Source organism: Rhizobium sp. SVR5-2C (assembly GCF_056755115.1).
This window is the reverse complement of sequence record NZ_JBNDHT010000110.1, coordinates 1-24,124: the sequence shown is the minus strand read 5'-3', so window position 1 is coordinate 24,124 and position 24,124 is coordinate 1. Positions and strand designations below refer to the sequence as shown.

Here is a 24,124-nt window from a genome sequence, read left to right as displayed (position 1 = left end):
GGCGCGCGAGATGATGGCCAAGGGGGGCGGCGAAGACGGCTATACGGCCTTTGTCGAGCCGGGCAATATCATCACCCATGCGGGATCCAGCCAGCCGGAGACAGACGTTACGCTCGCCCGCCTGCCGCAGATGCCGACCTATCATCTCAAGAAGAAGGGCCACGCCGGGATCACCATGATCAACATCGGCGTCGGCCCGTCGAATGCCAAGACCATTACCGACCACGTGGCCGTGCTTCGCCCGCATGCCTGGCTGATGCTCGGCCACTGCGCGGGCCTGCGCAACAGCCAGCGCCTCGGCGACTATGTTCTGGCGCATGCCTATATGCGCGAGGACCACGTGCTGGACGACGACCTGCCGGTCTGGGTTCCGATCCCGGCGCTTGCCGAAGTGCAGGTTGCGCTGGAAGCGGCGGTTGCGGAAATCACCGGCTACGAAGGCTTCGAACTGAAGCGCATCATGCGCACGGGGACCGTCGGAACGATCGATAACCGCAACTGGGAACTTCGCGACCAGCGCGGCCCCGTCAAGCGGCTCTCGCAAGCCCGTGCCATCGCGCTCGATATGGAGTCGGCAACGATTGCGGCCAACGGCTTTCGCTTCCGCGTGCCCTACGGCACGCTGCTTTGCGTTTCCGACAAGCCGCTGCACGGCGAGTTGAAGCTGCCAGGCATGGCAAGCGCCTTCTATCGCACCCAGGTCAACCAGCACCTGAAGATCGGCATCCGCGCCATCCAGAAGCTCGCGGCAATGCCGCCCGAAGCGCTGCATTCCCGCAAGCTTCGCAGCTTCTTCGAGACGGCGTTCCAATAACGATTATCTGGCTTCTGCCGATGCGACGCGATCCGCAAGCCGCTGCGGATCGACGTTGTGCGTGCTGGAGACCTGCAGCCCGGCAATGACGGCTGCAAAGACAGCGAATGCGGCGACCAGCCGCACAAGAACCTCTCGAATATCCGCGTGGTAAAGCACGTCCAGCCTCTCGGCCCTTCGCCGTGCGCAGATGAAATTCGTGATGGCGACTTCCAGGATTCCCATGTCCGTGCTCCTCGATGTGATCGATGGAGCCTTGTCGAATGCGCGTCCGCCATTTCGACAATAGAGCGCGAACAAAGATTTTTTCCTTTGCTGTCGAATTCCGCCTAGTCTCTTCGTCAACAGGCTGTGAGAGGCAGCCGGGAGGACGTCAGCAATGAAATATCTGTGCCAGGTTTGGTTCGAGCCTTCGGCGCTCGAGCGCATGACGGAGGAAGAGAAGAAGACCCTCGACAGGGATTCGCTCGGATACGACGAGGACCTCGCCGCAAGCGGCCATATGATCCATGCGGAAGCCCTGCAGTCGCCGGAAACGGCCGTGACCGTACGCGTCCGCAACAGCGAAATGTCGGTCACCGATGGCCCCTATGCGGAGACCAAGGAACAACTCGGCGGCTTCATTCTCATCGAAGCCAAGGATCTGAACGACGCGATCCGCGTTGCGGCGGGTATTCCGCTTGCCAAACTGGGCAGCATCGAGGTCCGCCCGATCTACGATTTCAAGAACGGTTAGGAGGCGCCTATGAAGTTTCTCTGCCAGATCTGGTTCGACACGGAAAAGAGCAAACTCGTGCCCCAGGAAGAGTGGGATGCGCTCACCCAAAGATGCATCGAGAGCGATGATCGCTGGCGTGACAGTGGGCATCTGCTGACCGCCCTCGCCCTGCGAAATCCGTCGACGGCGATGACGGTCCGCAGGCATAACGGTGCCCTATCGGCGACCGACGGCCCCTTTGCCGAAATCAAGGAACATCTCGGCGGCTTCGTGCTGCTCGAAGCCAGGGACATCGACGAGGCGACAGAAATCGCCTCGGCTTTTCCGATCGTGGAATATGCCTCGATCGAAGTGCGACCGGCCTATTCGATCAAGGACGGGGAATGAAAGATGCGCTATATTTGCTTGATCTATAATTCCGCCGACGTCGATGGCACGCTGACGCCGAAGGAAACCGACGAGATCGTCAGAGCGCATTTCAGCTTCGACGAGGAGCTTCGCCGCAAAGGCATCATGATCCATGCGGATGCGCTGGAGATGCCGGAAAAGGCGACGGTGCTCAGGGTTCGCAACAATGCCCTGCAGGCAACCGATGGGCCCTACGTCGAAACCAAGGAGCATCTTGCCGGCCTTTACGTCATCGAAGCGCCTGATGATGTGGCGGCGAAGGCGATTGCCGCGCGCATCCCTTCGGCGCGTGTTGGTGCCGTGGAACTGCGGCCGGTGCGTATGCTGACTTTACCGGAGTAGCGCTTGGAGAAACTGATCGAGGACATCTACCGGTCGCAATCGCGCAGGGTGCTGGCAACGCTCATCCGCCTGCTCGGAGATTTCGACCGTGCGGAGGAAGCGCTGCACGACGCCTTTGCGGCAGCAGCGCGCATATGGCCGCGCGATGGTGTTCCCGCCAATCCTTTCTCATGGCTTGTCTCCACCGGTCGCCACAAGGCGATCGACCATCTGCGCCGCCGCTCGCGCTTCGATGCGTCGCTCAAGGATATCGAAGACAGCCTTTACAGCGAAGCCGGGGCTACGGAGATCGGCGACATGGAGCTCATTGGCGACGACATGCTGCGGCTGATCTTCACCTGCTGCCATCCGGCCATTCCGGCCGACGCGCAGATGGCGATGGCGCTTCGCGAAGTCTGCGGGCTGACGACCGAGGAGATCGCACACGCATTCCTCGTTTCGGCCCCGACGGTCGCCCAACGCATCGTTCGGGCCAAGAGCAAGATCCGTTCAGCCGGCATTCCCTACGAAGTTCCCGACCTCGATGAACTTCCCGAACGGCTCGACCGCGTTCTGCATGTCATCTACCTGGTTTTCAACGAGGGCTATTCCGCCTCCTCGGGCGCAGAGGTGACGCGGACGGATCTGACTGGCGAGGCGATCCGGCTGGCGAGGCTGGTGGAGGAACTTCTTCCGCATCCCGATGTCGCCGGTCTTCTTTCGCTGATGTTGCTGCAGGATTCCCGCAGCCTTGCGCGGCGCGGCGAGGATGGCAGTCTGATCCTGCTTGCCGAGCAGGATCGATCGGCTTGGGATCCGCGGAAGATAAAGGAAGGCTTGAGGCTCTTGCGGCGGGCGATGGAGCCCGACGAAATCGGGCTTTATACCGTCCAGGCGGCCATCGCCGCCGAACATGCCAAGGCCCAAACGCCGGAGGCGACGAATTGGCCCCGGATTGCCGCCTGCTACGATCTGCTGATCGAAGCACAGCCTTCGCCTGTTGCCGAACTCAATCGCGCCGTGGCGATTGCAATGTCGGAGGGACCGCAGAGAGGGCTCGAGCTCATCGAGGGCATCATGGAATCCGGCAAACTCGGCAGCTATCATCTGGCGCATTCCGCACGCGCCGATTTCCTGCGGCAGCTGGACCGCAGGGAGGAATCGATCGCGGCTTACGAACGCGCCCTCTCGCTCTGCCATCAGGGACCCGAACAGGCTTTCCTGCGAAAGAGGATCTCAGAGCTGACGGCGGCGCCCGAGCGGCAGTGAGATCGCCGTTCCCGTCAGGGCGGAGACGATAATCAGCAAGTGTGCATTAATGCTCGCCTGGGCGAGCGCGGCGAGCGCCGCCTTCCCGCTCGAAGCGCCGAAGGCGACTGCGCCGGCGGTTATCCCCGCCGGATAGGTGCCGACGCCCCCCGGCGCATGGACCGGCAGCACCGAGGAAAGCTCGCCACCGAGCGCTCCGCCGAAACTTGCCGTCAGCGGCAGAACGCCCATGAGGCTGAGCGCCCAGGCGAGCACGACGACCTTCACCAGCCAGTTCACCGCTGTCATGGCCCAGGCACGTGCGAATGCAACGCCATTTACGGGCAGGCCGTTTTCGATCTCGGAAAGGAAGTGTTGCGCCTTGGCGGGAAAGAGCTTGAAGCTGATGCGCAGCAACGGTTTGCGCACAAGAAAGGCCCCAACCGGCAGCAACAGAAATGCAGCCCACAAGACCCAGGCAAGGACAGCATCCGGAGCGGCTACCGCAATCCCCATGCCTGCTGCGGCAAGCAGCGCGTGCAGGTCGAGCAGGCGCATGACAAGAAGTGCGGAGGTCCCCCGCGTCAGCGGAATGCCAAACTCCGTGCGCATGAGAACCGGAAAGCTCGTCTCGCCGGTGCGGAACGGCAGCATGATATTGAGCAGATTGTGAATCTGCGTCACGCGGAAAAGGGCGCGAAACTGACCTTTCGTCTCCCGCGGGAAATAGTCGAGAATGCGCCATGTGCGCAGGAAGTAGGTGCTGGTCAGCAATACAAGCGCCACGAGGATCGGGATGACGCCGACGGCCGCCCATTGAGCGATGATTACCGACCACCCCCAAAACCATTCGATGAAAAGCGCATAGGCAGCGACGATCGCGACTGTGAGCAGCGTCATGCGATTGCGCGCAAACCAGGATTGTCGGCTAGCGCCAACCGGAGAGTTCATGTACTAGGCTTCCTGACTTCAGCGGTCCCAAATGCCGCTCGACTGGCCATGACGGCCTTTTAGGAGCAATAAGAGTTGCAGACAACGTCCGAGTCGCTTCAAAGCGCAAATGATCTGATCCAGTCGCTTGAACTTTCGCTTGTGGTGCCGGTGTTCAACGAAGAGGAAAGTGTCGGCCCGCTCGTCGAGCGGATATGCGATGCGATGTTGGCCTACCCCAGCCGGTGGGAACTCATCCTGGTCGATGATGGCAGCACCGATGCGACCCTCGTCAACGCCCGCAAGTATGTAGGACGTGAAGGCCTTACGCTCAGGATCGTGGAGCTGCAGCGCAATTTCGGCCAGACCGCCGCAATGCAGGCCGGCATCGACACGGCGCAAGGCCGGCTGATCGCGACGATGGACGGCGATCTGCAGAACGATCCGAAGGACATTCCGTCGATGGTCTCCGAACTGGAGCGCCGCGAACTCGACCTTTTGGTCGGCTGGCGCAAGAACCGCAAGGACGGGTTGCTGCTTCGCAAGATTCCATCCTGGTGCGCCAACTACCTGATCGGCCGCATCACCGGCGTGAAGCTCCACGACTACGGCTGCAGCCTGAAGATCTACCGTGCCTCGATCATCAAGCAGGTGAAGCTGATGGGCGAAATGCACCGCTTCATCCCGGCCTGGGTCGCAGGCGTCGTCCCAAGCTCGCGCATCGGCGAAATGGCCGTGACCCACCATGCCCGCCAGCACGGCCAGTCAAAGTATGGCATCTCACGCACCTTCCGCGTGATCCTCGACCTGCTGTCGGTGATGTTCTTCATGCGCTACAAGGCGCGGCCCGGGCATTTCTTCGGCTCTCTCGGCCTTGGTATCGGGGCGATCGCCGCGCTGATCCTGCTCTACCTCTTCTTCGACAAATTCATTATGGGCAACGATATCGGCACACGCCCGATGCTGATGGTCGGCGTCGTCCTCCTGCTATCGTCGGTGCAGTTGATCACCACCGGCATTCTGGCGGAAATGATTGCGCGCACCTACTATCGCGACGACGCGTCGCCGAACTACATCGTGCGGCAGATTTTCGATGGAAGCGACGTTTGACAAACGGCGAGGCGACTCGCTGACGCAACGTTTTGGCAGGACGATCGGCAGCGCGAGCGCGCTGCTGGCCATCTATTTCCTGTTGAACATCGCGCTTCGCGCCGCCCTGCCGCATTCCCTAGAACTCGACGAGGCGGAGCAGACCTTCTACTCGCAATATCTGCTGGCAGGCTACGGGCCGCAGCCGCCGTTCTATAACTGGCTGCAATATGCGATCATGTCCGTTGCGGGTCCGTCGATCTGGGCGCTGAGCATTCCGAAAAACCTGCTGCTCTTTCTGTGTTACGTCTTCTATGGCCTCGCCGCGCGTGAAGTGCTGAAGAGTCCGGTGCTTCAGGCGGCCGCGATGCTTGCGCTGATCACCCTGCCGCAGGTTTCCTACATGGCGCAGCAGGACCTGACGCATACGGTCGCACTGCTGTGCGCGACATCGCTCTTCCTTTTCGCCTTCTTCCGGACACTCAAGCGTCCGACCGTGCTGAGCTATCTCGTTCTCGGGATCGCGACCGGGATCGGCGTTATCTCGAAATACAATTTCGCACTGATGCCGTTCATTGCAATTGCCGCCGCGATCCCGGACCGGGAGTGGCGGCGCCGGATCTTCGACTGGAGGATTTTGCCGGCATTGACAGTCGCACTGGCGATCACATTGCCGCATCTCCTCTGGCTTTACGGGAACATCGAACTGGCGTCCGCCGGCACGCTGAGCAAGATGATCGATAGCGGAGAAGGGAATGGTGCTTTCCAAGCGGCCGAAGGCCTGCTCTCGCTTGTCATTGCGATCGTCGCGTTCGCCGCCCTCCCCGTCGCCATTTTTGCTGCCGCCTTCCGGCGCGATTTTCTGCGGGCGCTTTCGGCGGGTGATCGATGGACGCGGCTGATGGAGCGGATGATCATTATTAGCCTCATCGCGATCGTCGTGGTGATCCTGGTAACCGGCGCGACCCATATCCGCGAACGCTGGCTTGATCCGTTTCTGCTGGTCCTTCCCCTCTATTTCTTCCGCAAGCTCGAAGTGGCGGGCGGCGATTTCTCGCTTGGCATCAGGCGTTTCCTGGGCTCTGTCCCCGTGCTGATGACGCTCGTGATGGTCATACTTGCCGCAAGGGTCGCCGGAGCGGAATACATCGGTTCGTATACGAAGCTGAACGTTCCCTTCGCGGACTTCGCCAAGACGGTGACCAAACAGCGGCGCCCTGCCCTCATCATCGCGAGCGACAGATGGCTCGGCGGGAATCTTCGGCTTCAATGGCCGGACGTACCGGTCATGATCTCCGGCTTTCCCGGTCCGGGCATCCCGGTGGACGCTACCGCGGAACGACCGCTGCTTTTCGTCTGGCGCGGACCGACTCCGAAGGATGCGGCAATGCCGGCCGGCCTGTCGACGTGGCTGAAGAACAGCGGCATCGAACCGGATGAGATCGGCACGCTTGCGCTTCCCTACCACTTCGGCAAGGACGGCGACACGTTTGCGCTCGGCTACGCCTGGCTTGAATGGAAATGAAATGACCGAGCGCAGCTACGCGACCCGCCAGATCGATATGCGATGGGTTTTTGCCCTGCTTGCCGCATATTTTTTGGTCCAGATCGCGGTCCGCATAGCGATGCCACCGACGCTCGGGCTTGATGAAGCGGAGCAGTCCTTCCGCTCGCAATGGCTTGCCGCTGGCTATGGTCCCCAGCCGCCGTTCTATAACTGGCTGCAATATGCCGCCTTTTCGCTCAGCGGCGTCTCGCTGCTGTCGCTGGCCGTTGTCAAGAATACGCTGCTGTTTGCCTCCTACGTCCTTTACGGCCTCACGGCCCGGATGATCCTGAAGAGCAGCATGCTCGCGGCAATCGCGATGCTCGGGCTTCTGACGCTTCCGCAGATCGCGTTCGAAATGCAGCGCGACCTGACGCACACGGTCGCCGTGTTCTTCTCCGGCTGCCTGTTTCTTTACGGATTTGTCCGCTCGCTCAAAAAGCCGGACATGCTGTCATATTTCGTGGCGGGCGTCGGCCTGGGCATCGGCCTGCTGTCGAAATACAATTTCGCCCTCCTGCCCGCCTCGGCGCTTCTGGCGGCGTTGCTCGACCCTGAGATGCGCAAGCGCGTTTTCGACTGGCGCACGGTGGTGACCGCCGTCGCTGCGCTCGTCATCACCCTGCCGCATCTCTTCTGGCTCAAGGACAACCTCGGCTTCGCCACAGCCCGGACACTGGAGAAACTGACGGACAGCGGCAACGCGAGCTACCTCGTGCAGGTCGCGATGGGCTCCGGCTCACTCATACTGGCCGTGATCGGCTTTTGCGCCGTGGCAATGCTGGTCTTCGCGATCGCGTTCGGCAAGCCGTTTTTCTCGGCCGTCTCCGGCAGATCGGAATGGACGCGGCTCTTCGAGCGCATGATGCTCTTTGCCATCCTCGGCATCCTCCTTCTGGTCGTCTTCGGCGGAGCAGCCCATGTCAAAGACCGCTGGCTGGTTCCACTCTTCTTTGTCGCGCCCCTTTATCTCTGCCTGAAAATCGAGGCGTCGAACGTCCATGTTCCGAATGCCTTGCGGCGCCTCATGCCGATCATCGCGACGATCATGATCGCAGTTCCCGGGATCCTCTTCGGTCGTATTGCGGCGGCAAGTCTCAACGGCGATTATGAGCGCCTGAATACGCCCTATGCGCGGCTTGCCGCCGCACTCCGGCAACAGGGCGAACCGAGTGCGATTGTGGCGGAAAGCAGCCTCCTTGCCGGAAATTTGCGGAAGGATCTCCTGCCGGTCACCGTGATTTCACTGGACTACCCGGGGTTCACGCCTGCAGTCCCGATCTCGAAACAGCACCCAATTCTCATCGTCTGGCAGTTGGGTCGAAAAGAAGGCGGTGCCCTACCCGCTAAAGCTGCCGAATGGCTGAGATCGGTTGCGGAGTTGACCGGCGTCACGCCCAAAGTTTCGACGATCGAGATTCCATATTACTACGCCCACAACGACGATTCCTACCGTTTCGGCTACGCGTGGGTCGCGCCTGCCGATTAGGGTCTCAAATCAGCCCAAGCAGCATCGAGGGCGATCTTTGCGATCCGCGCCATTTCGTCCACTTCCTCGTGGCTGATTACCAGCGGCGGAGACGCCAGCATACGGTCGGCGGTCGCTCGCAACACGAGACCGTTCGCGAGCGCATGGTTGCGGATCAGGGCACCGATCGCGTCGGGCTTTTCGAAGCGAGTGCGCGTCTTCTTACTGGCCGTCAATTGCAGGCCACCCATCAGGCCGATGCTGACGGCTTCGCCGACGAGGTCGTGGTCTTGGAGGGCGCTCCAGGCGTTGCCGAAATATGGGCCGATGTCGTCGCGGACGCGATCGACCAGCTTTTCCTCCTCGATGATGCGCAGGTTTTCGAGTGCCGCCGCGGCGCAGACCGGGTGGCCGGAATAGGTGAAGCCGTGGTTGAACTCGCCGACCTCGTTGATCAGCACATCGGCGATGCGATCGCTGACGAGCACGCCGCCGATCGGCAGATAACCCGACGACAGGCCCTTGGCGATCGGCGCGAAATCGGGCTCGACGCCGAAATACTGATGGCCAAACCATTCGCCCAGCCGCCCGAAACCGCAGATCACTTCGTCGGAGACGAGCAGGATGTTGCGGGCCTTGCAGATGCGGGCAATTTCCGGCCAATAGGTCTCCGGCGGGATGATGACGCCCGCAGCACCCTGGATCGGCTCCGCCGCGAAGGCGGCGACATTGTCTTCGCCCAGTTCATCGATCTTCGCCTCCAGTTCGCAAGCGACCTTGAGGCCGAACTCGGCAGGCGAGAGATCGCCGCCTTCGCCATACCAATAAGGCTGGCCGATATGGGCGATGCCTGATATCGGCAGATCGCCCTGCTCGTGCATGTATTTCATGCCGCCCAGGCTGGCGCCGGCGACGGTCGAACCGTGGTAGCCGTTCTTCCGGGCGATCACGATCTTCTTCGAGGGCTTGCCGACCGCGCTCCAGTAGACGCGCGCCATGCGGAACCAGGTGTCGTTCGCTTCCGATCCCGAGCCGGTGAAGAAGACATGGTTGAAGCGCGGACCGGCATGCGACGTCACCTTCTCGGAGAGCAGCGTCGTGGGTATGGTCGTGGTGCCGAAGAAGGTGTTGTAGTAGGGCAGCTCATTCATCTGCCGCATGACGGCATCGGCGATCTCCTTGCGGCCATAGCCGACATTGACGCACCAGAGGCCAGCAAAACCGTCCAGATACTTCTTGCCCTGGCTATCCCAGATGTAGACGCCCTCGCCGCGCTGGATGATGCGCGTGCCGTCGGCGTTCAGCTTCTTCATGTCGGAGAAGGGATGCAGATGATGGGCGGCATCGATGGCGGCGAGATTTGAGAGCGGGTAAGTATCGGACATGATTTGCAAAACACCCTCTGAGATTGAAAGGCTCGTCTCAATGAGCTACGACCTTGGCCTTGTCCGAGGGGATTTTCAAGATCATGACGGCTGACATCGTGCACGGCAAAGCTGCGGAGGGCGAACCGCGGATCGAGATCCTGATCGTCGGCATGAACGGGGACCTGCGCGGCAAGCAGATCCCCCTCGACGCGCAGAAGAAAATCTGGGCGGGCGAAGTGCGCCTGCCCACCTCGACGCAATCGCTGGATATCTGGGGCGACGACAACGACGACATCACCGGTCTGTCCCTGACGATCGGCGATCCGGACGGCAACTGCTTTCCCGATGCGCGCAGCCTTGCACCGATGCCCTGGGCGCCGGAAGGCTCGCTGCAGGTGCTCGCCACGATGCACGAACTCGACGGCAGCCCGAGCTTCATGGATCCGCGGGCAATCCTGGCCGCCGTGCTGAAGCGCTATGATGAGCGCGGTCTCACGCCGGTCGTCGCGACGGAGCTCGAATTCTACGTGGTGGAGCCGGACTGGCGGGACACCGGTCGGCCTTCGCCGCCGAAGAGCCTCAGCTATCGCGGCGAGCCGAACGGTTTCCAGCTCTATGACATGAGCGCCGTCGATGCGCTCCATGACTATCTCCAGACGGTGCGTGCCTATGCCAAAGCGCAGAACCTGCCGGCGGATGCGACGACGGCCGAGTTCGGCCCCGGACAGTTCGAGATCAACCTGCTGCACCGGCCCGATGCCCTGGCGGCCGCCGACGACTGCATTTACCTCAAGCGCATCGCCGAACAGGCGGCGCGCAAGCACGGCTTAAAATCGACCTGCATGGCCAAGCCCTATTCCGACCACGCCGGTTCGGGGCTGCATGTGCATGCCAGCATCATCGACAAGGATGGCCGCAACATCCTCGACGCGAAGGGCGGAGAGCCGAAGAGACTGAAATCCGTCTGTGCCGGACTGCTCAACACGATGCAGGAGGCGCAGCTGATCTTCGCGCCCTTCGCCAACTCCTATCGCCGTTTTCAGCCGGGCTCCTTCGCCCCGGTCGATCTAACCTGGGGCACAGGACACCGTGGCACGGCAATCCGGATTCCCGACGCCAACGGGCCGGCAGCGCGCATCGAGCATCGCGTCGCCGGGGCGGATGCCAATCCGTATCTGCTGCTCGCGGCAATTCTCGGCGGAATGCTGCTCGGCCTCGACAACGAGCTTGATCCCGGCGAAGAGACGACGCCGTCCCATGTCCCGGAGAATACGGAACGGCTGACGCATGATTTTCTGACGGCGGTCGAAGCCTTCCGCGCGTCGCCCTTCATCAAGGATGCCTTCGGCGAGCGCTATCAGAAGCTCTATGGCGACACGAAATACAAGGAGGCGCTGGCCTATCTGCGTACCGTGTCGGATTTCGACTACCGGACCTATCTGCCGCGAATTTAGAGCCACGCAGCCGGTTCGCGGCGTTCGGCCTCTTCCATCTGCGAGGCAAGGCCCTGTTTTACGAGCACCTTCAGTTCCTCGGGATGCAGCTTGATGAAAACGTCGCGCTCGAGCGGCAGAAGCTCGCCGTCCATGACACAGTTTGCCTTGGCACGCAGCTTGGGGAAATGGAGATGGACTTCCGCCGGATGCATGATCATCACGTCGGCATTTTCCCTCACTTTGCCTCTTAGCAGATCGACTGCCAAGCGTGCGACGCCAAGCGGTTTCAAGGGGTTGGCGGTATAAAAACCCAGTTCGCCGCTGGTGAGGCTGTCTGCATAAAGCAGGGCGTTCGCGCCGAAGGGGTTGTTTGACACCGAGACGGCGGATACCCGTCGACGCTCGTGAACGCCGGCCGCTTCAAAATCGACCTCGAATTCGGGCGGATTCAGAATGACGCCGAAGGCTGCACGGACGCTGGCGCGCATCTTGCCGAGGCGGGAGCGGTAACTAAAGGAGTTGCGGTAGCGCACCATACGCGCGTGCAGCCCCGCCGAAAACTGGTGGATGAAGGGCCGGCCGTTGGCGCTGGCAATGTCGACGTGATCGACTTCGCCAAAGGCCAAGGTATCAAGCGCCTGCCAGATATCGAGCGGGACCTTCAGTGAGCGGGCGAAAAGGTTCATGGTGCCGGCGGGGATCACGCCAAGGGCGACACCGTTCTTCCAGGCGATCGAGGCCGCTGCCGAAATGGTGCCGTCGCCGCCGCCGGCAACGATGCCGTCGATGTCGTCGCGCCGGGCAGCGCGCTCCATAGCGGGAACGATCTCCCTGCCGGAAAAGACGATGGCCTCGAAGTCATGCCCCGCTTCCCGGAAGGTCGCCTCCGCCCGCTTCTCATAGGCCTCCATATCCGTGGTTCTGAAGGTACCGCCGTCTTTGTTGAAAAAACCTACAAGCTTCATCAGGCGTGCTGCTCCCGCATCGCGCGTCTCAGTCCTGTGTGCGTAAGTTGGTCTGAGCCTCTTTCATTTCAAGCGCCGTGTGCCCGCGGCGAGGCAGGTCCGCGAAACGCACAAACGCAAATATTGCAACGGACATATGCAGATAGCAGGACGCTGCACTGCAAAAAACGCACTCGACGCTTTGCGGGCAATCAGGGATAGAGTGGAAGATGGAGGTACGTACCTCCCTTCCCGCCATAGCCCGGCCAACCGTCCTGCGAACACGAAGCTTCCGGATCGTTTGCCATTGAGACATGCCTCAGGAGCTCCCGTGAGCCAGATCGCCGTAGACGATTCCATCGATTCCAGTCCGGTTTCCGAAGCCCCCTCGCCCATGGCAGTCGCGCTGGTGCAGCTGGCGCTCGCCTGTGGCGGCTTCGGCATTGGCACGGGTGAGTTCGCAATCATGGGCCTGCTGCCGAATGTGGCCGATACTTTTTCGGTCACGACACCGCAGGCCGGTTATGTCATCAGCGCCTATGCGCTCGGCGTCGTCATCGGCGCTCCGGTGATTGCGGTCCTTGCGGCCAAGATGGTGCGCCGTTCGCTGCTTCTTCTGCTGATGGGCATTTTCGCTGTGGGCAATATTCTAAGCGCCTTAGCGCCGACCTTCGAGAGCTTCATCATACTGCGTTTCATCACCGGCCTTCCGCATGGCGCCTATTTCGGCGTCGCCGCGATTGTCGCCGCGTCGATGGTGCCAGTGCACAAGCGAGCCCGCGCCGTCGGCCGGGTAATGCTCGGCCTTACGATCGCAACCCTGCTCGGCACGCCACTCGCAACCGTCTTCGGCCAGTCGCTTGACTGGCGCGTCGCCTTCACGTCGGTAGGCGTCATCGGGCTCGTGACAGTGGCGCTCATCTGGTACTACGTGCCGCGTGATCAGGTGGATGACGGCGCAAGCTTCCTGCGCGAACTCGGCGCCTTCCGGCGGCCGCAAGTCTTGCTGACGCTCGGGATCGCAGCGGTCGGTTATGGCGGCATGTTCGCGATGTTCAGCTATATCGCCGGCACCACGATGAAGGTCGCGATGCTGCCCGAAAGCATGGTCGCTGTGATGATGATCCTCTTCGGCCTCGGCATGAACGCCGGCAACATCGTTGGCTCCTGGCTCGCCGACAAATCGATCATGGGCACAATCGGCGGCTCGCTGGTCTTCAACATCGTCGTGCTGACGCTGTTTTCGCTGACCGCCTCAAGCCCGTTCATGCTGGCGCTCTGCGTCTTCCTCGTCGGCTGCGGCTTTGCCGCCGGTCCTGCCCTGCAGACCCGGCTAATGGATGTTGCGGCCGATGCGCAGACGCTTGCCGCCGCCTCCAATCACTCCGCCTTCAACATCGCCAATGCCCTCGGAGCCTGGCTCGGCGGTCTGGTCATCGCTTGGGGCTACGGCTTTGCAGCCACCGGTTATGTCGGCGCGTTCCTGTCGTTCCTCGGAATGTTCGTGTTCGCCGCCTCGCTACGCCTCGAGCGCCGCAACGGAAGCGCATGACGGATCGCGCAGCTCCATGCCCTCGGGGCGGCAGAAGACATATTCGTCGCCCCAGGCCGCCAGCGCACGAATGACCGGCTTCAGCGTTTCGCCGAGCGGGGTCAGCGCATATTCCACGCGCGGCGGCACGACCGGATAGACGGTGCGCGAAACGAGACCGGATTCTTCCAGTTCGCGCAACTGCTTGGTGAGCATCCGCTGCGTCACTGCCGGGAGCTTGCGGCGCAGCTCGTTGAAGCGCAGCGTTCCATCCATCAGATGGAACAGGATCACGCCCTTCCACTTTCCATCCAGATAGCTCAGCGTTGCTTCGACTGGGCAGCCGGGGAAATTCTTCGTCAGCTTGGCGCGGGGCAGCGACATTCGACAGTATCCTTTTTGGTACTACGTACAGAATTTGTGCATTCTTGCGCTTATAGAGCATAAGACGCATCTAGCCTCCGTGCAACGAACACAGGAGTTTCCCCATGCGCGCCGTCGCCTACAAGACCCCGCAGCCCATTTCCGCCGAAACCTCGCTGATCGACGTCGACCTGCCGGTGCCGGAAGCGATGGGACACGACCTGCTCGTGGAGATCAAGGCCGTTTCCGTCAATCCGGTCGACACGAAGGTGCGCGCCGGCGTGGCGCCCGCTGCCGATGAACTCAAGGTGCTGGGCTGGGATGCCGCCGGCATCGTCAAGGCCGTCGGGCCGGATGTCACGCTCTTCAAGGCTGGAGACGAAGTCTATTATGCTGGCGCGATCAATCGCCCTGGCTCGAATGCGGAGTTTCATCTCGTCGACGAGCGCATCGTCGGTCGCAAGCCGAAAAGCCTGGATTTCGCCGCCGCTGCCGCCCTGCCGCTGACGTCGATCACCGCCTATGAGACGCTGTTTGACCGGTTGAAGGTTCAAGATCCGGTGCCCGGCGCGGCACGTTCGTTGCTCGTCATCGGCGGTGCTGGTGGCGTCGGCTCGATCACCATCCAGATCGCCCGAGCCCTGACAGACCTGACGATCATCGCGACCGCTTCCCGTCCGGAAACGAAGGAATGGGTCAAGGAACTCGGCGCGCACCATGTCGTCGATCACTCGAGGCCGATCGCGCCGCAGATCGCGGAACTCGGCATCGGCGCGCCGGGTTTCATCTTCTCGACCACCAATACGGATTCTCACATCGTCAACATCGTCGAGGCGATCGCGCCCCAGGGCCGCTTCGCCCTGATCGATGATCCGAAGGTGCTCGATGTCGTGCCGTTCAAGCGTAAATCGGTTTCGGTGCACTGGGAGCTTATGTTTACCCGGCCGCTCTTCTCGACACCGGATATGATCGAACAGCATAAGCTGCTCAACCAGATTTCCGAGCTTATCGATAGTGGCAAGATCCGCACGACGCTCAGCGAAACCGTCGGTACGATCAACGCAGCCAACCTGAAGAAGGCGCATGCGATGATCGAGAGCGGCAGGATGAAGGGCAAGGCTGTTCTCGCCGGCTTCTGAACCGGAAACATCCGGTAAATCATGTTCTCAAAGAATGCCGCGCCTGACGGTGCGGCATTCTGCCATTAACCATCTATCCTAGTTGACTTTTTCAGTGTTCAGGACCACGTAGTATGACACGCGGATGACGCTCGTCAGCCGCGGATATCAACGGAGCCATCAATCAGATGCCAAGCGACAGTAGCAGTCGATTGCCTTTGCCGTACGCGGCCCTTTCGCGCTAACCTGGTTGCTCCGGGCTCGCCCGATCGGACGCTACGGCGGATCGACGGAAAGGCGAGCTAATGAACTTCAATCGCTTCCCCCTGCGGGCAGGGCATGCCGCCCGTTTCTTCGCCAGCGACAGCCTCGGAGCGGTCACCACCGCAGAGCGCGTCGAGCGTTTGAACGGACTCGAAATCCCGGAGGCAGCGGCCATCCTCGCTACGCTTCCGCAGCAGAAGGCCGTCCGTATTCTCGGCAGGCCGGAACTGCACAACGCTGCCGCAATCCTCGCCGAAATGCCGGTCGAGCATGCCGCGCGGCTGCTGAACTCTACCGCGAACGACCGCGTCGCCGACATCTTCCATGAGCTGGACGAGGATTCGCGCGCCACCCTTTTCGCGAAACTCGACCGCCCCACGGCGCTCGCCGTAAAGCACCTGATGGGCTACCCGCCGCGCACGGCAGGCGGCATCATGACGACCGAGTTCGTCAGCGTGCCGGATAGCTGGACCGTCCAGCAGACGCTCGACCACGTTCGCCGGGTCGAACGCTCACGCGAGACAGTTTATGCGATCTACGTCCTCGACGCGCTAACGCAGGTGCTGACCAATGTCGTGACACTGCGCCGCCTTATCACCGGCGATCCCGGCGAATCCGTTCTCACGGTTGCGCAGAAGGAAGGGGTTGTTCGCTGCGACCCGCTGATGACGCAGGAGGAGGTCGCACGGCTGATCCGCAAGCATAATCTTCTGGCGCTGCCGGTCGTCAGTGACGACGGCCATATGCTCGGCATCGTGACCGTCGACGACGTCATCGATACGATGATTGCCGATACGACCGAGGACGCGCAAAAATTCGGCGGCATGGAAGCGCTCGGCAAGCCCTATATGAAGGTCGGCTTCGCGGGCATGATCCGCAAGCGCGCCGGATGGCTCTGTGCCCTCTTCCTCGGCGAAATGCTGACGGCAAGCGCCATGCAGCATTTCGAAGGGGAACTCGAGAAGGCGGTCGTGCTGACGCTCTTCATTCCGCTGATCATGAGCTCGGGCGGCAACTCCGGTTCGCAGGCGACGTCGCTGATCATCCGTGCGCTGGCAGTCGGAGAACTCAAGCTGTCCGATTGGTGGCGGGTGCTGCTGCGCGAACTGCCGACCGGCTTCGTGCTCGGCGCGATCCTCGGTCTCGTCGGCCTGCTCCGCGTCATCTTCTGGCAGACGGCCGGGCTTTACGATTACGGCCCGCACTGGGTGCTTGTCGGCATCACCGTCTTTGCGGCGCTCGTCGGCATCGTCACCTTCGGCTCGATGTCGGGCTCGATGCTGCCGTTCCTGCTGCAGCGCCTGCGGCTCGATCCGGCAACGGCATCGGCTCCCTTCGTCGCGACGCTGGTCGACGTGACCGGACTGGTGATCTACTTCTCCGTTGCCCTCTTGATCCTCAGCGGGACGCTTCTCTAGCAGGGGCGAGCGGAAGGCAAAGCGGCGTGCCATTCACAGGATGCGGGACGACCGCGGCGTCGATCCCGAAGACGGCCTTGATGAGCTCCGGCGTCAGCAACTCGCCGGGGCTTCCTGCCGCGTGAATGCCGCCATCCGCAACGGCAATGATGTGATCGGCGTATTGGGCCGCGTGGTTCAGATCATGGACCACCATGACGATGGTGCAGCCGCGATCGCGATTGAGCTCGCGCAGCAGCTCCAGAACCTCCAATTGGTGTGCGATATCGAGATAGGTTGTCGGCTCATCGAGCAGCAGGATCGGCGTCTCCTGCGCTAACGCCATCGCGATCCAGGCGCGTTGCCGCTGGCCGCCCGAGAGCCGGTCGAGCGGCCGCGAAGCTAGATCGGTAAGCCCGGTGGCGGCAAGTGCTCCATCCACCACGTCCTCGTCATGCGCGCTGGTGCGCGACAGCAGGCCCTTGTGCGGATGGCGGCCGAAACGGCAGAGCTGGCGGACGGTGAGGCCATCCGGCGACACAGGACTCTGCGGCAGCAATGCGAGCTTCTGGGCGATCGCCCTGCCCTGCATCGCGGATATCTCCTTGCCGTCAAGATAGACCGTGCCTGAGGCCGGTTCGATGATGCGGCCGAGCGCCTTGAGCAGAGTGGACTTGCCGCTGCCGTTCGCACCGATCAGCGCGGTTATGCGACCATCGGGAATGGAGACATCGACACTTTCGAGCACCTGGAGAGCGGCATAGCCCAGGGTCAGCCTTTCTCCGGCAAGGCGGGATTGCGCGGCGCTACTCATGGCGGCCGGTCTCCTTGATGAGCAGGAAAATCAGATAAGGCCCGCCGATCACCGCGGCGACGATGCCGGCCGGGATCTCGTTCGGCAGCGCCACGAGCCGTCCGGCAAGATCGGCGGCCGACAGCGCGAGAGCTCCCATCAGCGCGCTCGTGGGCACGAGATGTCTGGCGTGGGGACCGACGAGGAGGCGGGCGGCATGCGGCGCAAGCAGGCCAAGAAACCCCATGCTGCCAACGCTGGCAACGGCGCCTGCGCAGAGCAGCACGGAAACGACAATCAGCCCGCCGCGCAGCCAGCCCGGCGACATGCCGAGGCTGATCAGCGTGTCGTCACCGAAACCGCCGGCATCGAGGCGCGCGGCCGCGAGCAGGAGGAGCGGCAGGCAGGCGAGCAGCCAGAGACCGAGGATCAGCACGTCGGTCCCGGAACTGCCGTAGACGCTGCCGGCAAGCCAGACCATCGACTGGTCGGCACGGGTCGGGAAGATCACCATCACATATTGCGTCAGTGCCTGCGCCAGCATGCCGAGCGCGACGCCGACGAGCGCAAGCGCCGCAATGCCGCCGCCAAAGGCACGGCCGAGGACGAGCAATAGGACGGCGCCAAGAATTGCCCCTGCCACTACCCCTGCCGGTATCGCCCAGATCGCCCAGGCGGGAGGAGCCATCATCCCGGCAAGGAAGGCGCCGAGGCCGGCGCATTTGGTGATGCCGACGACATCCGGCGAGGCCAGCGGGTTTCGGAGTGCCCCCTGCAGGAAGACGCCAGCGAGGCCGAAGGAGGCGCCCGCAAGGATCGAGACGGCAACACGCGGCGCCCGATACTGCATGACGATGAAAGCGTTCTTGCCACCGCCGATACCGTCCAGCACCTGAGCAATACTCAGCGTCACAGCCCCGATCGTCATGCCGAGAACGGCAAGGACCGCAATAAGGGAGGCGATGGTGAGGCAGACCGTCAGCGCCCGCATGTTGCGTCCGGCAAGCGCGTTCATCTGATCCGCTGCCTCCAGAGGATCAGCAAAAAAGCCGGAGCGCCGATCAGCGCAGTGACGATGCCGACCGGCATTTCGGATGGGTAGGCTGCAACGCGGCCCGCGAGATCGGCGGCATTGAGGAGCAGCGGACCGGCGATGGCGCTCAGCGCAATCAGGGTCAGCTGGTCGCCGCCGACCATGCGCCGGATGATATGCGGCACCAGCAGGCCGATGAAGCCGATCGGGCCACTGACGGCAACGGCCGAACCGGCCAGCACGACAATCAGCAGCGCCGCCAGCCCGCCGACCCGCGTGGCGTTCTGCCCGAGAGAAAGGCCTGTCGTCTCATCGAGCGCCAGCACGCCGAAATGGCGCCCGGCCAGAAGTGCTGCGCCGCCGCCGAGCAGAGTGAACGGCAGGATGATCCAGACTTTCTCCCATTGGGCGCCGTTGATCGATCCGGCCAGCCAGTAGACAATATCTTGCGCCGCATTGTTGGCGATCAGGATTGCCTGAACCAGGGCCGCAAGAACGAGCTGGATGGAAATGCCTGCGAGCGCCAGCTTCATGTCGTTCATGGCGCCCGAGACCGAAAGCGCCCACATCGCAAGCCCGACCGCCGCAGCGCCGGCGAAGGCCGGCCATACGGTGCCTGCTCCCTTCAGGGGCGGAAAAGCAATCAGGCAGAGGACGATGACAAGCGACGCCCCGGCATTGATGCCGAAGGTCTGCGGCGAGGCGAGCGGGTTGCGTGTCAGGGTCTGGATCAGCACGCCCGCGACCGCCAGATTGGCGCCGACCATGACGGCGAGCAGCGCACGCGGCAGGCGCACGTCCCAGACGAGCGCGCTGTCCGGCGAGCCATCGGGCGCGATAAAGAGGAAAAAGGCGCGCAGAACCGGCAGTTCCGAAACGCCAAAGCAGACGGCTGCGACGATCACCGCAACCAGAGCGGCAAACAGCAGGCAGCCGAGGGTGAGCGGTTGCAGCCGCCAGCCCGCCTTAACTGCCATCGCTGCCGCCTTGCCGCTCACTGCCGCTCACGCTGCGCTGTAAACCTTGGCCAGGATTTCCCGAGCAACCATCTCGGCCGTCTTCAGGCCGCGGAAGCGCGAGAACTGATTGCGGTCTACCTCGAAGATCTTGCCATCCTTGACCGCGGAAATGTTGGCGAAGGCGCTGTTGCCCTTCCACTGGTCGAGCACCGTGCCGCCGGCATCGGTTGCGACCAGCAGTACATCGGGATTGACGGCGATCAGCCGCTCGAGGCCCGCACCGCTTTCCACGGCATCGGAGGAGTCGACTGCAGGCGTCAGTCCCATCGCCTTGAAGACGGAGCCGGTGAAGGACGACGAAGTGTGGAGGCTCATGGAATCGGGCGTTGCGACCGCCAGAAGGAAGCGGCGCTTCTCGCCCGCCGGGATCTTGGTGACGAGGGCCGCGATTGCCGCTTCGTGATTTGCGACCGCCTTTTCACCCTTTGTCTTGTCGCCGAGCGCATCGGCGATTGTGACGACGCCGTCCTTGATTGTCCGGTAGCTGCCCTCCCAGCTGTTTAGCACGATCGTCGGAGCAATGGTGCTGAGCTGCGAATAGATGGCGGAATGGCGGATTTCATCGGCGATGATCAGGTCGGGCGTCAGGGCGCTGACAAGCTCGAGATTCGGCTCGAGGCGCGTGCCGACGGAGCTGTAGTCGATCTTCTTGCCGAGCAGCTGCTCGATGCGCTTCGGCTGGTTGTCGTCGGTCACGCCGACCGGCACAACCCCGATGGCGTCCAGCGCCTGGACGAACGAGAATTCCAGCGCGACGACGCGCTGCGGTTTGCCACTGATCTCCGTCGAGCCGAGCTGGTGCTTGATCGTGCGGGCTGAATCTTGCGCGAAGGCCGGCCTGGTTGCGGCTGCCGCTGCGGCGGCGCCGAGGAGGAGGCCAAAATGGCGGCGTGAAATCGGGTTCTGCAATATGCTCATGTCAAACTCCCAGCTGAAACGGGCGACGGGAGGCAGCTCCCGCTTTTAAATTTTCCGCTACAGAATTGACGTGCAGACTTCAAGTAAAGTTTACAAAAAAACTCACCTTATTTTCCTTCGGGCAGCTTCAACGGCCCGTGAGTCTTCATGCTGCGAATGGCGAAGTTCGAGCGGATGTCGCTGACATTCGGCAAGGTCAGCAGCGTATCGGTGAGAAGCCGCTCGTAAGCGGCCAGGTCCTCGACCACGACTTCCGCCAGGAAGTCCGCCGTTCCTGAGATCAGGAAACACGAGACCACTTCGGGAATGGCAAGCAATGCCGCCTCCTGCGCCTGCGCGTTCTCGCGGCTGTGGTGGGCGACCTTAAGTTCGACAAAAACCGTCAAGCCGAGGCCAACCTCCTTGCGGTCGATATCAGCGCGGTAGCCGCGGATGACGCCCGTCTTTTCGAGGTTGCGGATTCGGCGCAGGCAGGGGGACGGCGACAGATTGACCTTCTCGGCAATCTCGACGTTGGTCGCCCGCGCATCCTCCTGAAGACACTTCAGGATCGCTAAGTCGAATTTATCCAAATTTGGCATGATTGCTAAATTCCTTCGCATATTTTGGCAGATCATTGCTTACGGTACCGCTTTCGCGCCATAGATAGCAAGGACATGCCCCGCACTCCTCGCCTATTCTTTTCTCAACCGGACAGCGATCCGATGACAATGAGAGGATAGATCCATGAGCGTCCTTGCCTTCACCAACAATGCCAAATCCGCCTCGACGTCCGTCGGATATGCGGGAGCCGCTGTTACGGTCCTGATCTGGGCGGCCTGGATCCTTGCGACACGTCACAGCGCGGCAACACAGCTCGGGACGATCGATATCGGTCTGATCCGCTACGGCATCCCGGCGCTCGTGCTGGCACCGGTCTGGCTAAAAACCGGCCTGCTACCGAAGGGGGTGCCGCTTGGCCTGCTTGCCATGATGGTTTCCGGCGCCGGCGCCGTCTTCTTCCAGCTGACCACTTCGGCGATTCATTCGACCCCTGCCTCTGCGGCCGGAATCCTGCTCGGTGGCTCCATGCCGCTCGCTGCCGCCCTCATCGGCGTCGTCATTTTCCGCGAACGACCGGATGTCTCGCGCTGGCTAGGATTGGCGGCGATCGTCGTGGGCGTCGCCATTCTGCTCGTCCGCAGCCTTGCAGGGACTGCCCTCCCCTGGACCAGCTTCGTCCTGTTGCCGATGGGCGCAATCCTCTGGGCAGCCTACACGCACGCCTTCCGGCGCTCGGGCCTGACCGCAGTGCAGGCAAGCGCGATCATCGCCATCTGGTCATTTCTGATCCACGCCGGCCTTGCCTTCATCTTCGGCACCTCCATCGCGAGCGCCCCGCTTGCCGAGGTCGGCCTGCAGATGCTGACCCAAGGTGTCCTCTCGGGTCTTGCCGCAACCGTTGCCTATGGCCTTGCCGTGCATGCATTGGGTGGCACGCAGGCGGCGGCCTTCACGGCGATCACGCCGGTGCTGGCCACGATCGGCGCCGGCGTGCTGCTCGGAGAGGAAATCGGTGTTGCGGAAATATCGGCCGCCGTCATCACCGGGATCGGCGTTGCGCTTTCGACCGGCATCGCGGCTCGGGGGCGCTAGAAAAGCCAGTAGTGCCCGCCGGGTGCCCGCTTTGCCGATGCATTGAAAGCCGCATCATGTGATGCTAATTTTGATGCGTAGGAGACAGGTGATGCGCACAACGTTAAGCATCGACGACGAACTTTTGTCAAAAGCGCGTGACGCGACCGGTATTGCGGAAACGTCCTTGATTGTTCGGGAAGCGCTCCGCGCTCTCGTAGAACGCGAGGCGGCGCGGACGCTTGCCCGGCTCGGCGGCAGCGCACCCAATTTGGTTGCACCGCCGCGCCGCAGGCTGGGCGACGAATGATCCTTGTCGACACCTCGGTATGGGTCGACCATCTGCGGGCAAGTGATCCAAATTTGCGCGATTTTCTGGAAGCACGGGAAGTTCTCTCTCATCCTTTCATTATCGGTGAAATCAGCCTCGGCAACCTACCGCAATATGACCTGGTGCTGAGCAGCCTTGAGCTTTTGCCGAAGGCCGTCAAAGCGTCAGATGAAGATGTTCTCCACCTTATCAAACAGCGAAAGCTTTACGGCATAGGCATCGGCTATGTCGACGCACACCTGCTGGCCTCCGTCCTGCTGACACCTGAAGCACGTCTCTGGACCAGAGATAAACGACTCGAAAAGACGGCGTCGGCGTTGGGCGTGAGCCTGAGCAACGCCTGAACTTCACATGTTCGGATAGACCGGTCCCTCGCCGCCCTGCGGCGGCACCCAGTTGATGTTCTGGTTGGGGTCCTTGATGTCGCAGGTCTTGCAGTGGACGCAGTTCTGGGCGTTGATGACGAAGGTCTCTTGCCCATCCTTCTCCACCCACTCGTAGACGCCGGCCGGACAGTAGCGGGTCGAGGGACCGGCATAGACGCCGTATTCGGACGATTTCTGCAGCGCCATATCCTTGACCTGCAGGTGCACCGGCTGGTCTTCCTCGTGGTTGGTGTTCGATAGGAACACCGAAGAGAGACGGTCGAAGGTCAGAACGCCGTCCGGCTTGGGATAGGCGATCGGCTTGTGTTGCGCGGCGGGCTCCAGGGAAGCCGCATCGGTCTTGCCGTGCTTCAGCGTTCCAAACAAAGAGAAGCCGAAGAGCTGGTTGGTCCACATGTCGAAGCCGCCAAGCGCCACGCCGATTGCGGTGCCGAACTTCGACCACAGCGGCTTGACGTTGCGCACCCTCTTCAGGTCCTTGCCGATGTCGCTGGCACGCCAGTCGGTCTCGATCTCGACGACCTCGTCATTGGCGCGGCCCGCCGCGATCGCAGCAGCGATCCTGTCGGCCGCCAGCATGCCCGAGAGCACCGCATTATGGCTGCCCTTGATGCGCGGCACGTTGACGAAACCGGCCGAACATCCGATCAACGCTCCGCCCGGGAAGGAGAGCTTCGGCACCGACTGGTATCCGCCCTCGGTAATGGCGCGGGCGCCGTAGGAGAGCCGCTTGCCGCCCTCGAAGGTGGTGCGGATTGCCGGATGCGTCTTGAAGCGCTGGAACTCCTCGAACGGATAGAGATAGGGGTTCTTGTAGTTCAGGTGGACGACGAAGCCGACGGCAACGAGGTTGTCTTCCAGATGATAGAGGAACGAGCCGCCGCCGGTCTTGAAGCCGAGCGGCCAGCCGAAGGAATGCTGCACGAGGCCCGGTTTGTGGTTCTCGGGCTTCACCTCCCAGAGCTCCTTGAGGCCAATGCCGAATTTTTGGGGCTCGCGATCCTTCGAGAGATCGAACTTGGCGATCAATTGCTTGGCGAGCGAACCGCGCACGCCTTCGCCGATCAG

General features: G+C 62.1%; 26 protein-coding genes. 15 read left to right on the top strand and 11 right to left on the bottom strand.

What is annotated here, in order from left to right; genetic code table 11:
• The coding region (locus ACPYOI_RS25705; protein WP_481423547.1) for an AMP nucleosidase at window positions 1-814 on the top strand (814 nt) is incomplete at its 5' end.
• A 3-nt stretch (window positions 815-817) separates the two neighbouring features.
• Here the strand turns inward: ACPYOI_RS25705 and ACPYOI_RS25700 are convergent.
• Complete coding sequence (locus tag ACPYOI_RS25700; RefSeq protein WP_481416241.1) at window positions 818-1,039, bottom strand: hypothetical protein; 222 nt, start codon at window positions 1,037-1,039, stop codon at window positions 818-820.
• 154 nt (window positions 1,040-1,193) lie between these two features.
• Here ACPYOI_RS25700 and ACPYOI_RS25695 point away from each other — a divergent pair, with 154 nt between their 5' ends.
• The 4 genes from ACPYOI_RS25695 to ACPYOI_RS25680 are packed head-to-tail and all read left to right on the top strand — an operon-like array spanning window position 1,194 to window position 3,530.
• Window positions 1,194-1,550, top strand: a complete 357-nt coding sequence (locus ACPYOI_RS25695; protein WP_481416242.1) for a YciI family protein — start codon at window positions 1,194-1,196, stop codon at window positions 1,548-1,550.
• A 9-nt stretch (window positions 1,551-1,559) separates the two neighbouring features.
• The gene (locus ACPYOI_RS25690; RefSeq protein ID WP_481416243.1) at window positions 1,560-1,919 is read left to right on the top strand and encodes a YciI family protein; all 360 of its coding nucleotides are present in this window, start codon (window positions 1,560-1,562) and stop codon (window positions 1,917-1,919) included.
• 3 nt (window positions 1,920-1,922) lie between these two features.
• The gene (locus tag ACPYOI_RS25685) at window positions 1,923-2,282 is read left to right on the top strand and encodes a YciI family protein (RefSeq protein WP_168828947.1); all 360 of its coding nucleotides are present in this window, start codon (window positions 1,923-1,925) and stop codon (window positions 2,280-2,282) included.
• 3 nt (window positions 2,283-2,285) lie between these two features.
• Window positions 2,286-3,530: an RNA polymerase sigma factor gene (locus ACPYOI_RS25680; protein WP_481416244.1), complete on the top strand. Its 1,245-nt coding sequence runs from the start codon at window positions 2,286-2,288 to the stop codon at window positions 3,528-3,530.
• Here ACPYOI_RS25680 and ACPYOI_RS25675 read toward each other — a convergent pair.
• Window positions 3,498-4,460: a lysylphosphatidylglycerol synthase domain-containing protein gene (locus ACPYOI_RS25675; RefSeq protein ID WP_481416245.1), complete on the bottom strand. Its 963-nt coding sequence runs from the start codon at window positions 4,458-4,460 to the stop codon at window positions 3,498-3,500. The genes ACPYOI_RS25680 and ACPYOI_RS25675 overlap by 33 nt on opposite strands.
• 75 nt (window positions 4,461-4,535) lie before the next feature.
• On the opposite strand from ACPYOI_RS25675, the gene ACPYOI_RS25670 reads away from it, so the two are divergent.
• From ACPYOI_RS25670 to ACPYOI_RS25660, 3 genes are read left to right on the top strand one after another with little or no spacing between them, the layout of a single operon-like run.
• Window positions 4,536-5,549, top strand: a complete 1,014-nt coding sequence (locus tag ACPYOI_RS25670; protein WP_481423546.1) for a glycosyltransferase family 2 protein — start codon at window positions 4,536-4,538, stop codon at window positions 5,547-5,549.
• 19 nt (window positions 5,550-5,568) lie between these two features.
• A complete protein-coding gene (locus tag ACPYOI_RS25665; RefSeq protein ID WP_481423548.1) occupies window positions 5,569-7,053 on the top strand; it encodes a glycosyltransferase family 39 protein in 1,485 nt (494 codons plus the stop codon).
• Window position 7,054: 1 nt separating this feature from the next.
• The gene (locus ACPYOI_RS25660; RefSeq protein ID WP_481416247.1) at window positions 7,055-8,563 is read left to right on the top strand and encodes an ArnT family glycosyltransferase; all 1,509 of its coding nucleotides are present in this window, start codon (window positions 7,055-7,057) and stop codon (window positions 8,561-8,563) included.
• Here ACPYOI_RS25660 and ACPYOI_RS25655 read toward each other — a convergent pair.
• Window positions 8,560-9,927 (bottom strand): aspartate aminotransferase family protein, encoded by a 1,368-nt coding sequence (locus ACPYOI_RS25655; protein WP_481416248.1) that lies wholly within the window; start codon window positions 9,925-9,927, stop codon window positions 8,560-8,562. The genes ACPYOI_RS25660 and ACPYOI_RS25655 overlap by 4 nt on opposite strands.
• Window positions 9,928-9,980: 53 nt before the next feature.
• Here ACPYOI_RS25655 and ACPYOI_RS25650 point away from each other — a divergent pair, with 53 nt between their 5' ends.
• The gene (locus ACPYOI_RS25650; protein WP_481416249.1) at window positions 9,981-11,363 is read left to right on the top strand and encodes a glutamine synthetase family protein; all 1,383 of its coding nucleotides are present in this window, start codon (window positions 9,981-9,983) and stop codon (window positions 11,361-11,363) included.
• On the opposite strand, the gene ACPYOI_RS25645 is transcribed toward ACPYOI_RS25650, so the two are convergent.
• Window positions 11,360-12,310 (bottom strand): diacylglycerol/lipid kinase family protein, encoded by a 951-nt coding sequence (locus ACPYOI_RS25645; RefSeq protein WP_481416250.1) that lies wholly within the window; start codon window positions 12,308-12,310, stop codon window positions 11,360-11,362. The two genes, ACPYOI_RS25650 and ACPYOI_RS25645, sit on opposite strands and share 4 nt — an antisense overlap.
• A 310-nt stretch (window positions 12,311-12,620) precedes the next feature.
• Here ACPYOI_RS25645 and ACPYOI_RS25640 point away from each other — a divergent pair, with 310 nt between their 5' ends.
• Window positions 12,621-13,841 carry an MFS transporter gene (locus tag ACPYOI_RS25640; protein ID WP_481416251.1) on the top strand — a complete coding sequence of 407 codons (1,221 nt, stop codon included), beginning with the start codon at window positions 12,621-12,623 and terminating at the stop codon, window positions 13,839-13,841.
• Here ACPYOI_RS25640 and ACPYOI_RS25635 read toward each other — a convergent pair.
• Window positions 13,809-14,204 carry a winged helix-turn-helix transcriptional regulator gene (locus tag ACPYOI_RS25635; RefSeq protein WP_481416252.1) on the bottom strand — a complete coding sequence of 132 codons (396 nt, stop codon included), beginning with the start codon at window positions 14,202-14,204 and terminating at the stop codon, window positions 13,809-13,811. The two genes, ACPYOI_RS25640 and ACPYOI_RS25635, sit on opposite strands and share 33 nt — an antisense overlap.
• A 104-nt stretch (window positions 14,205-14,308) precedes the next feature.
• Here ACPYOI_RS25635 and ACPYOI_RS25630 point away from each other — a divergent pair, with 104 nt between their 5' ends.
• Window positions 14,309-15,322 (top strand): zinc-binding alcohol dehydrogenase family protein, encoded by a 1,014-nt coding sequence (locus tag ACPYOI_RS25630; protein WP_481416253.1) that lies wholly within the window; start codon window positions 14,309-14,311, stop codon window positions 15,320-15,322.
• A gap of 284 nt (window positions 15,323-15,606) precedes the next feature.
• Entirely contained in the window at window positions 15,607-16,983 is a 1,377-nt protein-coding gene (gene mgtE, locus ACPYOI_RS25625; RefSeq protein WP_481416254.1) for a magnesium transporter, read from the top strand.
• Here the strand turns inward: mgtE and ACPYOI_RS25620 are convergent.
• From ACPYOI_RS25620 to ACPYOI_RS25600, 5 genes are all read right to left on the bottom strand, one after another.
• Window positions 16,964-17,776, bottom strand: coding sequence for an ABC transporter ATP-binding protein (locus tag ACPYOI_RS25620; protein WP_481416255.1), 813 nt, complete (start codon window positions 17,774-17,776; stop codon window positions 16,964-16,966). The two genes, mgtE and ACPYOI_RS25620, sit on opposite strands and share 20 nt — an antisense overlap.
• Window positions 17,769-18,770 carry a FecCD family ABC transporter permease gene (locus ACPYOI_RS25615; RefSeq protein ID WP_481416256.1) on the bottom strand — a complete coding sequence of 334 codons (1,002 nt, stop codon included), beginning with the start codon at window positions 18,768-18,770 and terminating at the stop codon, window positions 17,769-17,771. Before ACPYOI_RS25615 ends, ACPYOI_RS25620 begins: the two co-directional genes overlap by 8 nt.
• Window positions 18,767-19,765, bottom strand: a complete 999-nt coding sequence (locus ACPYOI_RS25610; protein WP_481416257.1) for a FecCD family ABC transporter permease — start codon at window positions 19,763-19,765, stop codon at window positions 18,767-18,769. The genes ACPYOI_RS25615 and ACPYOI_RS25610 overlap by 4 nt, the downstream gene beginning before the upstream one ends.
• 27 nt (window positions 19,766-19,792) lie before the next feature.
• The gene (locus tag ACPYOI_RS25605; RefSeq protein ID WP_481416258.1) at window positions 19,793-20,725 is read right to left on the bottom strand and encodes an ABC transporter substrate-binding protein; all 933 of its coding nucleotides are present in this window, start codon (window positions 20,723-20,725) and stop codon (window positions 19,793-19,795) included.
• A 107-nt stretch (window positions 20,726-20,832) separates the two neighbouring features.
• Window positions 20,833-21,306, bottom strand: a complete 474-nt coding sequence (locus tag ACPYOI_RS25600; protein WP_481416259.1) for an Lrp/AsnC family transcriptional regulator — start codon at window positions 21,304-21,306, stop codon at window positions 20,833-20,835.
• Between the two features lie 145 nt (window positions 21,307-21,451).
• On the opposite strand from ACPYOI_RS25600, the gene ACPYOI_RS25595 reads away from it, so the two are divergent.
• The 3 genes from ACPYOI_RS25595 to ACPYOI_RS25585 all read left to right on the top strand — a co-directional run bounded on the left by ACPYOI_RS25595 (window position 21,452) and on the right by ACPYOI_RS25585 (window position 23,014).
• Window positions 21,452-22,360, top strand: coding sequence for a DMT family transporter (locus ACPYOI_RS25595; RefSeq protein WP_481416260.1), 909 nt, complete (start codon window positions 21,452-21,454; stop codon window positions 22,358-22,360).
• Window positions 22,361-22,451: 91 nt separating this feature from the next.
• A complete protein-coding gene (locus tag ACPYOI_RS25590; RefSeq protein WP_168828929.1) occupies window positions 22,452-22,649 on the top strand; it encodes a type II toxin-antitoxin system VapB family antitoxin in 198 nt (65 codons plus the stop codon).
• Window positions 22,646-23,014 carry a type II toxin-antitoxin system VapC family toxin gene (locus tag ACPYOI_RS25585; protein WP_481416261.1) on the top strand — a complete coding sequence of 123 codons (369 nt, stop codon included), beginning with the start codon at window positions 22,646-22,648 and terminating at the stop codon, window positions 23,012-23,014. Before ACPYOI_RS25590 ends, ACPYOI_RS25585 begins: the two co-directional genes overlap by 4 nt.
• A 3-nt stretch (window positions 23,015-23,017) precedes the next feature.
• Here ACPYOI_RS25585 and ACPYOI_RS25580 read toward each other — a convergent pair.
• A partial coding sequence (locus tag ACPYOI_RS25580) for an electron transfer flavoprotein-ubiquinone oxidoreductase (protein ID WP_481423545.1) occupies window positions 23,018-24,124 on the bottom strand: 1,107 nt, incomplete at its 5' end.